The organism is Neobacillus sp. 19, assembly GCF_049463095.1.
Classification (GTDB): Bacteria; Bacillota; Bacilli; order Bacillales; family Cytobacillaceae; genus Neobacillus.
In genome coordinates, this window is sequence record NZ_JBMPZU010000065.1 from 24,185 (window position 1) to 37,689 (window position 13,505).

A 13,505-nucleotide genomic window follows, 5' to 3' on the forward strand; every position below is an offset into this window, starting at 1 on the left:
TTTTTATTGCCGATAGGAGTGTTCTTGTGGCTTTTATAAATGTTAGTAATGGCCACAAGAACAGTCCTCATGGACCCCTATCAAATGTGAAATAGCCACACGACGATTGGTCCTAGAAAGGAGCCTATGATTGCACATAATGTCATCGTAACAGAACTCATCGAAAAGGTAAGTTCACTGTATTCGGCAGCCTTTGAAGTTCCTATCGCATGTGATGCACTGCCAAGGGCGATACCCCTTCCGATGGGACTATGGACGCGCAAAAATTTAAAGATAGTAGGAGCGGCAATGGCACCAAATATGCCTGCTATCATGACACCTACGATTGCCATCGAGGCATTCCCCCCCAAACCTCTAGTCACTTCAATGGCAACAGGGGTTGTAAGAGATTTAGGGATGATTGAAAGAATTAAGGTATGATTGATCCCGAACAGCTTAGCAAAAATGCCCACACTGACCATTCCAGAAATGGCACCAACCAAAACCCCGCCTACTATGGGAAAAAAATGATTTTTTAAAAAATGACGTTGTTTATACAATGGATAAGCAAGTGCTACAACTGATGGACCTAAAAGAGAATTAATCCATTGCCCGCCAATCATATAGCTTTTATATGGAATACGAAGAATGAAAAGGATTATGATAATTAGAGTAGTGGCAGTTAAAACGGGAATTAAAAATGAGTAAGAATACCGTTTATAAATTTTAGTCATCACAAAATAAGCGACGACGGTTAAAACAATCATGCAGAATGCGAATAAGAATTCTTGCATTCTTTATCATCCTTTCTTTTTTGTGCTTTTTTCTCTAAAAATTGACCTGCCGTTCCAGTAATTGCAATGGATAAAATGGTACTTAATAGAACGGCTGCAACGAGCAAAGCACCATGAATAGAAAGCAAGGAAGAATAATTCATGATCCCGACTGTAGTAGGAATAAAAAATAACATTAATATACTTAATAGGAAACCTGCTCCACTCTCAATGCACTTTAATGGAACAATTTTTAAGCATAAACAAAGGAAAAGCAATAAGAGTCCTATTATACTACCAGGAATGACTAAGTGAAAAAAGTTATGAATAACAGTTCCAAGGAAGGAAAAGATATATAATATACATATTTGCAAAATGATAATGATAATTTTCATGTTTGTGTTGTCCCGATTGGGAACAACGTCCCTTCTTTCTAATAAAATTGGCCATTTTTTATACCAAATGCCAAAAAAGAAGTGTATCATTTATAACGCCTTTTTACAAACTTGATGCCTTAGTGACGGTTCTCGTGGCTTTTTGTTGGAATTATGGGCTCCTAGTAATATTAATCAAAATGAGGTTAAAACAGTTTCTTTTTCCCTATCATCGGTTATAATATGAGTAAGTATTGAATATAGTAAAAAGACCGAACTTGCTGGAACATGTCCGGTCAACAATAGACGGTCCCTCAAAGGGGTCGGCTTTTTGGGCAGAATAATCCACCTGAGCCGTTAACTCAAGGGTGGATTATTTTTTTGATTTAAATGACAGTATAGTTACGATTAGACTGGCAAAACCAATCGCGAACATTAGTGATTCAAACACTGTCATTCAGCATCACCCCCTTCCGTTTGGGAGTGTACCGACCACCCTTGAGAAATCCTATTCTATTGTACTTCAAGTATATCATACCCTCTTCAAAATAAGAACATATATTCGTAATTTCCTTTTCGTTGGTTCATTCATTCTAAAAAGTGGTTAAATAGAGAGTGTGATAAGAATGGTAATTGAAAATAAATTGACCAAAAGATTATATGGAAGACTGATTTTTTGTGACTTAATTTTTGGTAGTAAAAGCAGCTTGATCATCCTTCTCCTTTATGTAATGTGGTGGAGGGTTTTATACACCATTACAAAAATAGGACAATTGAAAATCAATATTCCGATCTTTTCAGGAATCACCATGCTGCTGTTAGGAATGTTTATTCATATATTTGTTGTTTATCGAAAGCATTTGAAAAAAAACTATTTATTCCAGGTTGATAGCCGGATTGTAATAAATAATACACAATTGGTTATTGAATCAAGGAATTCTAAGGACCGTCAGGCTTTTCCATTGGAAAGCTTAATACGAATCAAGGAAAATAAAAAATGGTATTTTCTATACTTTCAAGATAAAACCTTTATCCCCATTGCAAAGAAAACAGAGCAGTCTTTTGAACAGATAAAAGAATGTTTTACTGTTTTTAAACCCATTCAGCAGATCTTGTCGAAATGGACGATTCTCTTCTATTCATTGTCTACCATTGTTGGAGTGTATTATGTTGGTTCAAATGCTGTCAATTTCAATGGGGCTTTAGCCTGGAAGATCTCCGAGTTGAAAACAGAAACAAGAATACAGCTAGAGAATGATAATTTTTATTCAACAAAGCTGGATGGAATACTAGATTCTGTAAAGGCGAAGATGGAACTAGAACCGTATTTAATGACCAATGATTTAAAAATAGAATTTGCACAGGATGGCACAATCACAGATATATATACGTATATTTACGGATTTGACCAAAATCAGAAATTACAATCAGGATACTTAATTTATTTTGATAAATCTAAGGGCAATAAGCTAAAGGTTCATAAACAAGATTGGAATGGGCAAGGAACAACGGTTTACGATCCGAATAACGATTTATCTATAGTCATCGACATGTTGAACTGGATTCCGGTTGAAGATCAAGTAAAACAATGGAAAGAAGAAAAGAATGCTGTTCTGTATAAGGGAATAAGAAACTGGGGTATTATTCAAGAGGGGATTCACTTTATCGATGAAAATGGTAAAACGATTCCTTCCATTGCTGATCCGGAAAACTATGGACCAACGATCTCTCTTTATATTCCCGGCAAAGAGGAAATAATTACTCCTCAGCGTTATATATATAAAGCTTTTTTTCGTGAAGAAGAGTTTCCGCTCTAAATATTTATTAATGAAGGATGATCTACATGAAAAAAACGAAATATCGATACCTGATTTTCATTTCAGTATTAGTCGTAATCTTCCTAATCTTTCAAATGAGTAAAGAGGATCATGAAAAGCCAATTCCAAAACCAGTGGAAGTAAAAAAGGCAGATATTAATAGTAAACTCCCCTACACACTTCAAGTAGAAGAATATGATCAAAAACCGGAAACGATTGCTTATCGAATTTGGTTTGATTTCATGGAAAGTTTAGAGAGCGAGGGAACGATCACCAATCCGACCTTTACTAGATTTACTAAGTTATCGGGAGATGAAAACTCTTTTGTTGTTGCGGTCGTTTTTCAAGTTCAGATACCTGAAAGAACACCAGCAATCGATTATGGTTGGGGAAAGATGCAGGAGGATAGGGTTGTTCCTGCCATCGTTTGGAAACTAACAATCAATAAGGGAAGAGAACTTAACGTACACCTTAACAAACATTGAACGAACAACCGATACGCAAATTGGGCTGCCGCCCATTGAATCGTGGAAAGAATATCAAAAGAAAGCGGGAATAGAGATACCATCGGAAAGCATCCGCTATGAGATTAAGGATCAAAAGCTTAGGGTCACGTATGATAACGGGAAAAAATGGCGGGAGGTTCCCGTTGCAATCGAAGATTTATATAGCGGCGAATCCAATAGCGCTGAACAACAATTAGGAGATGGCGGCTATGTGATTACACCGGAAATCACAGCGTTTGTCCTTAACCAAGGGACACGGGTCCTAGTTAGTACGGATAAAGGGAAGTCTTGGAAGGAGTCGTTGGTATCGGATCACCTGCCGTTTTTACGCATGCTAAAACTCGGGTTTACGTCTGACAAAGATGGTTATCTGATTATTACAGGTGATAAAACAATGAGTTGGGAAGCACACTTTGTATTTAAAACCAACGATGGTGGTCAATCATGGTATAATGCCGGTTCAGTGGATGATACTCAGGCCTTAGTGACAGATGGTAGGTTTATTACTGACCAATTAGGGTTTATTTCCTTTGGTGAATATCGGTTGGAAGGTCAGCCTCCCGTTCCAAATCTCTTCCGGACTACCGACGGCGGGACCAACTGGGAACGCGTAGAGGTTCCGATACCTGAAGAATATCGGGGCTACTTCACAGTAGCTGAGATTCCTACCTTTCACGGAACGGAAGGAACTTTATTAGTGAATCAAGGCCAACAAGGCGATTACCTTGGCGGAAAGGTACTAGCAAAGTTTACCTCTCAGGATCAAGGAAAAACATGGTCTTTTTCTGGGTTGGTCGATCCAGATGGGGTGCTTAGATAACATAAGAGACAATAAGAAACGGTTCTCGTGGCTTTTTGTGAAGAGAATAAAAGCCACAAGGACCGTTTCCACGTTTCCTAACTTGGAAATAAATCCGAAGAAAGGTAGCGTTCTCCGGTGTCTGGCGCGATACAAAGGATTCTGCTTGATGTTGGCAGATTTTTCGCTATTTCGACGGCGAAATGGGCCGATGATGCTCCTGATGCCCCTACAAAGATCCCCTCCTCTGCAGCAAGGCGGCGTGCCATCACTTGGGCATCTTCATCCTTGATAAGCAAAATTTCATCAAATATTGTGCGATTTAATATGGAAGGAATAAAACCGGGACCTGTTCCAGGAATTTTATGAGGTCCAGGCTCTCCACCAGAAAGAACAGGAGATCCAAACGGTTCCACAACGTAAATTTTCAAGTCTGGAATCTGCTTTTTCAGTTCTTCTCCAACCCCCGTTACCGTACCCCCTGTTCCTGCAGTCAACACAAGGGCATCTAATTTTCCTTCGAACGCTTCAAGAATTTCAACTGCTGTAGTTTCACGATGTGCATCGGCATTCGCAGGATTCTCAAATTGCATGGGAATAAAACTATCAGAAATGGATTCGGCTAAACGGTTTGCTTCATCAATAGCTCCCTGCATACGAAATTTAGCTGGAGTCAAATGGACTTCTGCTCCATATGCTTTTAAAATCTTCACACGCTCGGCAGTCGCATTATCAGGCATGGTAATAATACAGCGATACCCTTTCACCGCACATACCATGGCAATTCCAATACCCGTATTACCGGAAGTCGGCTCGATCACGGTACTTTTTCCCGGAATTAATTTTCCCTCATGCTCTGCACTTTCAATCATATTGATGGCAGCACGGTCTTTCACACTGCCGCCTGGATTAAATGATTCCAATTTTATGTAAACTTCCCCGCCAGTTGGCTCGGGCAGTTTATTCAATTTTACAATCGGCGTTTTCCCAATTAAGTCAAGGATTGAACTGTAAAGTTTCAATACTCTCCCACCCTTCAAAGATTTTGAAAAAAATCCCCCATGACCACTCCTTTATAAGTATGGGGGAAAATAGTACGTTTATCCATTCAGAACTTTCTCTAAATGTTTCACTGTTGGAGTCAAGTTCGCGAAGAAATAGGCTTCGCGCAGTCTTCGAGATGGCGCACTATCCTTAACATACCCTGCACTGCCGTTGTGCAGCATACTTGCTTGGACTGCTTCTAACGTTAAATAGGCAGTTTCAAGTCGAACCCGGGCAATCTCCCTGAAGTTTAGACTTTCCCCTTTATAAAGAGATTGTAATTTTTCCTGGGCCTGCTGCTCTGCTGTACGTAATACTTCGGGTTGTTTAGTCAGAAATTGATTACAGCCATTTTGTTTTTGACACACTTTCTCAATGGAAGATATCGAAGCCTGAGTCACACCAAGACCGAGCGGAATTTGGTAAGAGAGAAACGCCGGACGGATCTCTTCAACATATTCCTCTGCATTTTCTGACAAAATCCACTCATCTGGAACAAACACATCATGAAAGGAACATGCGTAGGTGGCACTTCCATTGATTCCAAGGTAATCCACCTTTTCTTTCATTTTTAATCCTTCCGTGTTACATGGAACAAAACACATGATTTGTTTATCCTCATTTACGCCTGCAATACATCCAAACCAGTGATCACTGCCAAGGTTAGAGACAGAAGGCAATACCCCCGATATCAGATAACCGCCTTGCACAGGTTTCGCCTGCAAATAAAGTTTTTCCAGACCGGCATAATATTTCATCGGGTTAGATAAACCAGTTCCAGCTAAGATCTCCCCTTTTTCAAGGGATGGCAGCATTTTATTTTTTAATTTTTCATTCTTTGTCTGACGAACATATGTTAACGCAGCTAGATGGCACCAAAGACAAAACGCGGTGGTCATACAAACCTTAGCTGTCTCTTGGACTACATACATCTCCTCTAAAAGATAGTCCCTTTGTGACTTATTAGCAGAGGAAAACATTCCGGCTTCCCCAAGTTTTCTTAGAAATATTTCAGCATAGTAGGCCTCAGTATCAATTTGTTTCACGTATGGCTTCAATTCATCCTTAATTAACTTTTCAAGCGTAGATGATTGACTTATAATCCCTATTTCCACGACTGTCACCCCTCAGAAAGTTCATAAATCATTCAATTCCAATTAGTTTAGTTGGTTATAGAGTTATATTATTATACTTTGTTCATAAAATCAACCATCTTTTTAAAATTTTCAGACTATAGGAATCATAAGAAAAGCGGAATGCGCCTGCCTATCGGCGTATGGAGCTGGACAATTCTCGAATTCAAAACTTATAAATATATTAAAAAAAGGCTAAAACCCACGTTTCTGGTTTTATAGCCTTTTCTCTCTTACTCTATTATTTTTCTGCAAGTTCCGTAATGGAATCAATTGGGGTATTTACTGCCTCACGAGCACGCTTTACAGCAGCTTCGTCGGGAGCATCATAGAAGCAAAGGCATTTAGTCATATCCTCACACACGTACGTTCTTGAGAATGCCACTTCAGGAACTTCTTGATAATGAACAGAATTCTTCTTTTTGCGAGCTAAGTATTGATCCATGGTTATTTCTGCTGGAATATTCCATTCAACTAAATAGTTGACCACATCGTTATTTTTCTTAACATCCCCTAGTTCTTTTCCAACAAGGCGAACTTCTTTAACAAGTTCAACTGGAATTCCATCAGCCTTTAGTGTTTCAGTCGCAGCAGTTTGTTCCTCGCCCTCAACGATAAAGAAAGAACGTGAAAAATCTTTTGATACTTGTACTTCAACTAATGATGCATTTTGTTCATTCAGTTTTGCTTGAAGTTCAGAAACCTTTTGATTCAATTCTTCCTTAGTAGAAACAACTTCTTTTAAAGATGATTCAATTAAATAAAGTGCCATTCTTAATCCCTCGCTTTTTGAAATATTTATAATTGTCGTTCAATAAGGTTATTTTATTATACTTAGTATAAAAAATCAACCTTATTAATTTTTAGTATTTTATGATAAAATAGATAAAAACACGGAAAGGTTTGTAAGAATGAAAACAAGATATGATATACCCTGTAATATTGCCCAATCACTAAATATCATTGGCGATCGCTGGTCATTATTAATTGTCCATGAAATTCTCAATGGACAAACACTGTTTAGCGAAATGAAAAAGGCTTTACCTGGAATTTCATCCAATCTTTTATCAGACCGGCTGAAATATTTAGAAGAAGAAGGGCTTATTTCGGCAGAGCTCTATTCTACTCACCCTCCACGCTATCGTTACCGATTAACAAAGAGCGGAGAGGAATTAGAGCATGTCTTCAATTCACTTATTATCTGGGGCAGCCACCATTTACAAAAATGTTATAAAAAACTAATTGATTCCGAAACCGGTGATGAGGTTGAAATTTCTTATTATAATAAAAAAACGGGTAACATCGTGAAACAGGTTGAAGTCGTTGCCATTCAAGATGAACTGCAAAAGGCTGGAGAACAATAATCTCCAGCCCTTTTCACGCTCTTGAAGCCATTCCCCAATGCTTGCCCACCCATCCTTCGAATAAGCCAATTAATCGATCCAATAGGAATCCGCTCACTCCGATAAAAATGATCCCCGCTAGAACGTAGTCGAGGTTTAACGTATTCCTTGCATCAACGATTAAAAAGCCAAGTCCTGACTGGGCTCCAACCATCTCTCCTGCTACAAGGAAAATCCAACCCGTCCCGACAGCAAGACGCAGGCCGCTGACAATCGATGGGAATGCTGCTGGAAAAATGAATGAAACCATTAACTTCAGATTCCTAATTTCAAGGTTTTCAGCAATTTTCAAATAGGACCGATCAATCTTATTGACACCCATAACGGTCGTTAATAGGACTGGAAAAAAGGCAGCAATAAAAATAATGACAATCGCCGGCATGTTTCCGATTCCAAACCAAAGAACGATAAACGGCGACCACGCTACCGGGGATACCGGCCGTAAGTACTTGTACAATCGGATCAAACACTTGCCATATTTTCGGCAGTCTTCCAAGAATCATTCCAAGGATAATAGCAGGAACAACAGCTAAGAAATAACCAGCAAGAAACCTGCCAAGACTTACTTGTAAATGCACGAATAAAGTTCCCTCGACAATAAGGGCAACAATGGCTTTCCCCACACTTAACGGAGAAGGCAGCAGTGCTTCAGGATAACCGCCCACCCATATCACCACTTGCCAGATGATCACCAGAATAACCATCCCAATTAAAAAATTCAACAGCTTTTTTCCTATTTTCATTATTTGTCACATCGCTTTATTAATAAATGTATTGTCCACAAATTCTTCATATAATGGCGGGTCTTCCATTAGCCCCATTTCCAAAATGAGATGGCGGAGCTTATCATATTCCTTTTTTTCTATACGTAATCCATTGAACGAGATCCATTCAAGCGAAAGATCAAGAACTTTCTTGTCTACTTTCATGTAATGCTCAAATGACTCATATAAAGCGGGATCTTTACGGTTGGCAAGCTCGCCAGACTTTATGTACTGGGCCACCATGGATTGAACGGCAGTCTGATTGGCTTGAATAAAATCGTTACGGAATACGAGTACACAGCAATAAGAATTGGGCCAAATGTCATCAGAAGAGTGCAGGACATGCCCTTTATTCAATACTACCGCTTGGGCTCCAAACGGCTCTGCTACAACATAACCCGAAATTCGATTTCCAGCTAACGCAGCTGGCATTTCAGCTGGAGGCATTTCTACTACCTTGACATCATCGTAGGTAAACCCTTCTTTTTTCAATGTTTCATATAATAAGAGATTATGGGTTGAATATTTATGCGGGATTGCAAATGTTGTATTCTTAAGATCCTTTGCATCATCAATCTCTTTTGATGAAATTAACACATTTCCATCTTTATGACCAAGTGCGACAGCTTTCAAATCAATCCCCTTTTCCACGGCTTTCATCGCAAGTTCAATTAAGACAGAGGCACCATCGACACGTCCGGTGTTTAAGGCATCCATTAAATCTGGCCAGGAATTAAATTTGACCAGCTCAATGTTATAATTCTTGAATTGCCCATTATGAACATGGGCATCTACGTACAGTGGTCCGGCATGAGTGATAGGCAGATAACCAATTTTGATTGTTGGTTTACCCAAGGTTTGCCCTGCCCTATGTCCGCACGCCGTCATAAACAATACAATAATGGCAGTTAATAGTGGGATCATCCATGTTTTATTTTTCCTCAACGCTCATTTCTCCTTAAATGATGTATTCAGGTTCCTGGTGACTGCCGCTAAGTTCAAATTCTTCTAATATTCTTTTACGGTAGTGATGAAAATCTTCTCCTGCGCGGTCTCTCGGTTTTGCAAGCAAAATCTTCATATCCTTAAAAATTCTCCCTGGGTGCGAACTCATAATCAGTATTCTGTCAGATAAATAGACGGCTTCATCAATATCATGGGTCACAAGTAAAATAGTCGTCTTTAATTTTTCCTGAATACGAAGGAGTTCATCCTGTAAAAGATAGCGATTGAATGTATCAAGCGCCGCGAAAGGTTCATCCATCAAGATGACATCCGGCTGCATCGCGAGGGCTCTTGCAATGGCAACACGCTGCTGCATTCCACCTGACAATTCATGGGGAAATTGATGAAGAACATGTTCAAGCCCAACAAGCTCTAATGCATCCATAATCCGTTTGTGTTTTTCCACTGCTGGAATTTTTTCTCCTTCTAGTCCTAGTTCCACATTTTTTAGAACCGTGCGCCAAGGGAGAAGATTGATTTGCTGAAACAACATAATACATTTTCTTGAAGGACGTTTCACCTCATGACCATCAAGCATCACTTTTCCTCTATCTGCCTTTTCGAAACCAGCCACCATATTTAAAAGAGTACTCTTACCGCACCCGCTTTTTCCAAGTAATGTAACAATTTCGCCCTTCTCGACCCGATATGAAACCTGGTCAAGCACGTGAAGTGATTCCTTTCCATTAACAAATTTCTTATCCACTTCGGTTACTTCAATCACATCCGTTGACACATCACAGCCCCCTTTATCATAAACCAATATATTCATAGTGGTTTAGTTGGTATTGTAGGTTATTTTATTATACTTTATTTAAAAAAACAACCTACTAATTTCATTTTTCTGAAATTTTGCTTCCCATAAAATAACCTAAGGCCCGACTAGCTCCTATCAGCTAGTCGGGCCTTTCACGCGCAGAACTTCTGATTGTCCCCTAAAAGAACTGTCCCCAAGGACTCCATAAAACGTTATTTCATTCCTGTCCTATACTTTTTTTCACTTGAGGATGTCTCTTTTGAATCATGCTTCGCTTTTTCTTCAAGTTGTTCTTCCTTTAAATCCTCAAGCGGTATTGGATCAACTGTTTGCTCACTCTTAAATTTATCAAACAAGCTCTCGTTCTCAGTTGGATATTGTTCAGGGTTGTCCATGTTCACTTGGGTATGATGAAAATCCGGTTTTCTTTTATTCTTTTCCATATCCTCTCACCTCGATATTTTCAATACCCTATTCTGCAAAATAAAAACTTATTTCGTAATTGGCACCTGCTTTTTAAGTTTGGATTTTTGTGTTGGCTACAAGGAGCGTTTTTGTTTTGTATACATTAATTTTTTGTAAAATTAAGAAAAAACTACTGGTAAACCTGACCTAACGGAGGTATAATTTACCTGTTTTTATGACTTTAGGACTAGGGAGGGTTTTTTATGACTTGGTTTACGAAATGGGCATTGCGGAACAAAGCAGCATTGGTTTTTGCTGTAATTGCCTCGATGATATTTGGCATTTTTAGTTACACCACGATTCCAATGGAACTGATGCCATCGGCCGACCAGCCATACGTAACTATTTCAACAGTTGGAAACGGTATGGATGCCGTAAGTATGGATGAACAAGTAACACAGCCAATTGAAAAGGCATTGAACGGCGTAAGAGGAAAACAAAGCGTCGTTGCACAAACAGGAAATAACTTTAGCCAGTTAACCGTCACATTTGAATCGAAAATTGATGTTAAAGAAGCAAAACAGCAAATTGAAGAAAGAATTTCAATGGTCAAATTCCCCAATGGGGTAATGAAACCATATGTTATCAACCTCAATACATCTGAAATTCCAATTGTGGAATTAGGTCTCACCTTTGATAAGGAAATTGGCAATAATGAACTAAATATCGTTGAAAACGAGATTATGCCAATGTTCAAAGACCTAAAAGGTGTCGGCAATGTCATCACCAACGGAGGAAGAAATCAACAGGTGATGATTGAAGTTAACCCGAATAAATTAGCCGCAGCAAATTTCCCGCTTGAAAAGCTATACACCCTCCTTCAAGGAAAAACTGCTTCCGTTGCGGTGGGCGAACAAACGATCAACAACGAAGCGACTAGCATCATCGTAACAGGAAAATTAGAAACGCTAGATGATCTTAAAAACATCCAGTTAAACAGTAAGACAAAACTACAGGATGTTGCTGCTATTACCTTGCAAGAAGACACCGAAAGCATCATCCATTTGAATGGAAAGAGCTTTATTGACGTTGTTATTCAGAAGGATTCCACCTCCAATGCCGTAACGCTTGGAAAACAGGTAGAAGATGCAGTAAAAAAAATCAATAAGGACTTCAAGGGTACCCTTCAAGCAACAATCGTGATGAATTTAGGGGATACCGTTCTTGATTCCATCAATTCGATGACAAGAGAAGTATTGACAGGAGCCTTATTTGCCACCCTTATAATTTGGTTATTCCTTCGCAGTTTCCGGATGACCCTAATCACGATTATCAGTATACCGTTGTCCCTTTGCATGACGATGATACTACTTTCCTTCTTTGGCGTTACCTTAAACATCCTTACGCTTGGAGGTATCGCCGTATCTGTCGGACGGCTAGTCGATGACAGTATTGTCGTAGTGGAGAATATTTACCGAAGGAAGACAAAATAATGAATTAACCCCTGCCTTTCTTATCGAATCAGTTAAAGAAGTGGGATCAGCCATCACCTCATCCACTCTGACAACAGTAGCAGTATTCCTGCCAATGCTGATTGTCTCGGGAGGATTAAGAGATCTAGTTGCACCATTTGCGATTACGATTACTTGTTCATTACTATCTTCCCTGCTAGTTTCACTGACAGTAGTACCGGCACTCAGCGCCCGGATGATGAAAAAGGTAAAGATGAAGGAACACAAGCCGAAATCATTCTACCCTTCTTTGTTAAAATGGTCACTTAATCATAAATGGCTTCCAATCACGATAGCGATTCTCGTTGTAGCCGGGTCCGTCGGGTTATTTTTGACTATGCCCAAAGGTTCTGTCGATCAGAAAGATTCCGCCTACATAGCAATCGGCCTTCGCTATGATAACGGAACTCCATTTAAGGAAATAAAAGATGGGGTTGCGAAAATGGAAGGCATTCTTTCAGAAAAAGATGGGGTAAAAACCCATATTACAGTGGCAGGTGTCAATGAGGATGCGGCACAATATGGCAATCTTCAAGAAGCAAACGTAGTTCGATTTATGATTTTCCCTAAAGAAGGGGTCGATTCTGCCAATTTTGCAAAGGACATCCGAAAAACAAAAGACCAGTTTCCAAATGCGGAGCTGACGGCTGAAACAGCAGGATTGCTTGGGACTAATGCGACGACTGTTTCCATTGATGTCATCGGAAAGAACGATGACGACATCAAAAAAGCAGCTGATATGGTGAAGAAAGAAATAAGCAGCATCGATGGTGTGGATAAAGTAGAAAGTAACGATCAAAATACAAAACCGACCGTGACCATTCAGGTGGATTCCAAATTATCGAATGCACTGGAAATCTCCCAATCTATTTATGCGATGATTAAGCCTGCTGTGATCGGAAACATAAAGATTGATGGACGGACCACTGCCGTACAATTGGGAGCATTAAAGGAAATTCAAACGGTGGACGTATTTAAAAAGTCTGCAGCTGATGACGCCTGATGGGCCTGTTGCTTTATCAAGTATTGCGAAGGTTGAAGAAAGCAATGAGCTGGGACCATCTTTACAAAAGACGGCCATCATTATCTACAGGTAACGGCTCAAGTGAATCCGGACAAAAATGGTAGACGTTGCCGGAAAAATTCAGCAGAAGCTACTAAACCTGGAACAAAGATGAAACATTCGCCACAGGTACAAGTGCAGAACTAACCGGTTCTTCGATGCAGTCCTGCGA

At 39.5% G+C, this 13,505-nt stretch carries 14 protein-coding genes and 1 pseudogene; 6 read left to right on the top strand and 9 right to left on the bottom strand.

From position 1 onward, the window contains the following. Positions 1 to 80 precede the first annotated feature (80 nt). The gene (locus ACO1D1_RS21550; RefSeq protein WP_423337056.1) at positions 81 to 773 is read right to left on the bottom strand and encodes an LrgB family protein; all 693 of its coding nucleotides are present in this window, start codon (positions 771 to 773) and stop codon (positions 81 to 83) included. Then, entirely contained in the window at positions 743 to 1,147 is a 405-nt protein-coding gene (locus ACO1D1_RS21555; protein ID WP_423337057.1) for a CidA/LrgA family protein, read from the bottom strand. Before ACO1D1_RS21555 ends, ACO1D1_RS21550 begins: the two co-directional genes overlap by 31 nt. Positions 1,148 to 1,899: 752 nt before the next feature. Here ACO1D1_RS21555 and ACO1D1_RS21560 point away from each other — a divergent pair. The 3 genes from ACO1D1_RS21560 to ACO1D1_RS21570 all read left to right on the top strand — a co-directional run bounded on the left by ACO1D1_RS21560 (position 1,900) and on the right by ACO1D1_RS21570 (position 4,269). Then, the gene (locus tag ACO1D1_RS21560) at positions 1,900 to 2,943 is read left to right on the top strand and encodes a YcxB family protein (RefSeq protein ID WP_423337058.1); all 1,044 of its coding nucleotides are present in this window, start codon (positions 1,900 to 1,902) and stop codon (positions 2,941 to 2,943) included. Positions 2,944 to 2,969: 26 nt separating this feature from the next. Then, on the top strand, positions 2,970 to 3,428 hold the full coding sequence (locus ACO1D1_RS21565) for a hypothetical protein (RefSeq protein ID WP_423337059.1): 459 nt from the start codon (positions 2,970 to 2,972) through the stop codon (positions 3,426 to 3,428). A 232-nt stretch (positions 3,429 to 3,660) separates the two neighbouring features. Next, positions 3,661 to 4,269 carry a WD40/YVTN/BNR-like repeat-containing protein gene (locus ACO1D1_RS21570; RefSeq protein ID WP_423337060.1) on the top strand — a complete coding sequence of 203 codons (609 nt, stop codon included), beginning with the start codon at positions 3,661 to 3,663 and terminating at the stop codon, positions 4,267 to 4,269. A 77-nt stretch (positions 4,270 to 4,346) separates the two neighbouring features. Here the strand turns inward: ACO1D1_RS21570 and cysK are convergent, their stop codons facing one another. The 3 genes from cysK to ACO1D1_RS21585 form a co-directional block, all read right to left on the bottom strand. Beyond that, entirely contained in the window at positions 4,347 to 5,270 is a 924-nt protein-coding gene (cysK, locus tag ACO1D1_RS21575) for a cysteine synthase A (RefSeq protein WP_423337061.1), read from the bottom strand. 78 nt (positions 5,271 to 5,348) lie between these two features. Next, entirely contained in the window at positions 5,349 to 6,407 is a 1,059-nt protein-coding gene (locus ACO1D1_RS21580; RefSeq protein ID WP_423337062.1) for an acyl-CoA dehydrogenase family protein, read from the bottom strand. A 259-nt stretch (positions 6,408 to 6,666) separates the two neighbouring features. Beyond that, complete coding sequence (locus tag ACO1D1_RS21585; RefSeq protein WP_423337063.1) at positions 6,667 to 7,197, bottom strand: DUF4242 domain-containing protein; 531 nt, start codon at positions 7,195 to 7,197, stop codon at positions 6,667 to 6,669. 139 nt (positions 7,198 to 7,336) lie between these two features. Here ACO1D1_RS21585 and ACO1D1_RS21590 point away from each other — a divergent pair, with 139 nt between their 5' ends. Further along, positions 7,337 to 7,789: a winged helix-turn-helix transcriptional regulator gene (locus tag ACO1D1_RS21590; RefSeq protein WP_423337064.1), complete on the top strand. Its 453-nt coding sequence runs from the start codon at positions 7,337 to 7,339 to the stop codon at positions 7,787 to 7,789. Between the two features lie 13 nt (positions 7,790 to 7,802). Here the strand turns inward: ACO1D1_RS21590 and ACO1D1_RS21595 are convergent. The 4 genes and pseudogenes from ACO1D1_RS21595 to ACO1D1_RS21610 form a co-directional block, all read right to left on the bottom strand. After that, positions 7,803 to 8,571 (bottom strand): annotated as a pseudogene (locus ACO1D1_RS21595) (ABC transporter permease). A 6-nt stretch (positions 8,572 to 8,577) separates the two neighbouring features. Beyond that, positions 8,578 to 9,537, bottom strand: a complete 960-nt coding sequence (locus tag ACO1D1_RS21600; RefSeq protein ID WP_423337065.1) for an ABC transporter substrate-binding protein — start codon at positions 9,535 to 9,537, stop codon at positions 8,578 to 8,580. A 13-nt stretch (positions 9,538 to 9,550) separates the two neighbouring features. Further along, complete coding sequence (locus ACO1D1_RS21605) at positions 9,551 to 10,333, bottom strand: ABC transporter ATP-binding protein (protein WP_423337066.1); 783 nt, start codon at positions 10,331 to 10,333, stop codon at positions 9,551 to 9,553. A gap of 233 nt (positions 10,334 to 10,566) precedes the next feature. Next, on the bottom strand, positions 10,567 to 10,797 hold the full coding sequence (locus ACO1D1_RS21610; protein WP_423337067.1) for a hypothetical protein: 231 nt from the start codon (positions 10,795 to 10,797) through the stop codon (positions 10,567 to 10,569). A gap of 225 nt (positions 10,798 to 11,022) precedes the next feature. Between ACO1D1_RS21610 and ACO1D1_RS21615 the strand changes: the two genes are divergently transcribed. Together ACO1D1_RS21615 and ACO1D1_RS21620 are read left to right on the top strand one after the other, a co-directional pair. Continuing rightward, positions 11,023 to 12,252: an efflux RND transporter permease subunit gene (locus ACO1D1_RS21615; RefSeq protein WP_423337068.1), complete on the top strand. Its 1,230-nt coding sequence runs from the start codon at positions 11,023 to 11,025 to the stop codon at positions 12,250 to 12,252. Further along, positions 12,227 to 13,273, top strand: a complete 1,047-nt coding sequence (locus ACO1D1_RS21620) for an efflux RND transporter permease subunit (RefSeq protein WP_423337071.1) — start codon at positions 12,227 to 12,229, stop codon at positions 13,271 to 13,273. Before ACO1D1_RS21615 ends, ACO1D1_RS21620 begins: the two co-directional genes overlap by 26 nt. The last annotated feature ends 232 nt before the right edge of the window (positions 13,274 to 13,505 follow it).

Excerpts from the sequence above, each read along its gene's own strand:
- ACO1D1_RS21610 (WP_423337067.1), bottom strand. The coding sequence starts at position 10,797 with ATGGAAAAGAATAAAAGAAAACCGGATTTTCATCATACCCAAGTGAAC.
- ACO1D1_RS21565 (WP_423337059.1), top strand. The coding sequence starts at position 2,970 with ATGAAAAAAACGAAATATCGATACCTGATTTTCATTTCAGTATTAGTC.
- ACO1D1_RS21615 (WP_423337068.1), top strand. The coding sequence starts at position 11,023 with ATGACTTGGTTTACGAAATGGGCATTGCGGAACAAAGCAGCATTGGTT.
- ACO1D1_RS21555 (WP_423337057.1), bottom strand. The coding sequence starts at position 1,147 with ATGAAAATTATCATTATCATTTTGCAAATATGTATATTATATATCTTT.
- ACO1D1_RS21550 (WP_423337056.1), bottom strand. The coding sequence starts at position 773 with ATGCAAGAATTCTTATTCGCATTCTGCATGATTGTTTTAACCGTCGTC.
- ACO1D1_RS21590 (WP_423337064.1), top strand. The coding sequence starts at position 7,337 with ATGAAAACAAGATATGATATACCCTGTAATATTGCCCAATCACTAAAT.
- ACO1D1_RS21585 (WP_423337063.1), bottom strand. The coding sequence starts at position 7,197 with ATGGCACTTTATTTAATTGAATCATCTTTAAAAGAAGTTGTTTCTACT.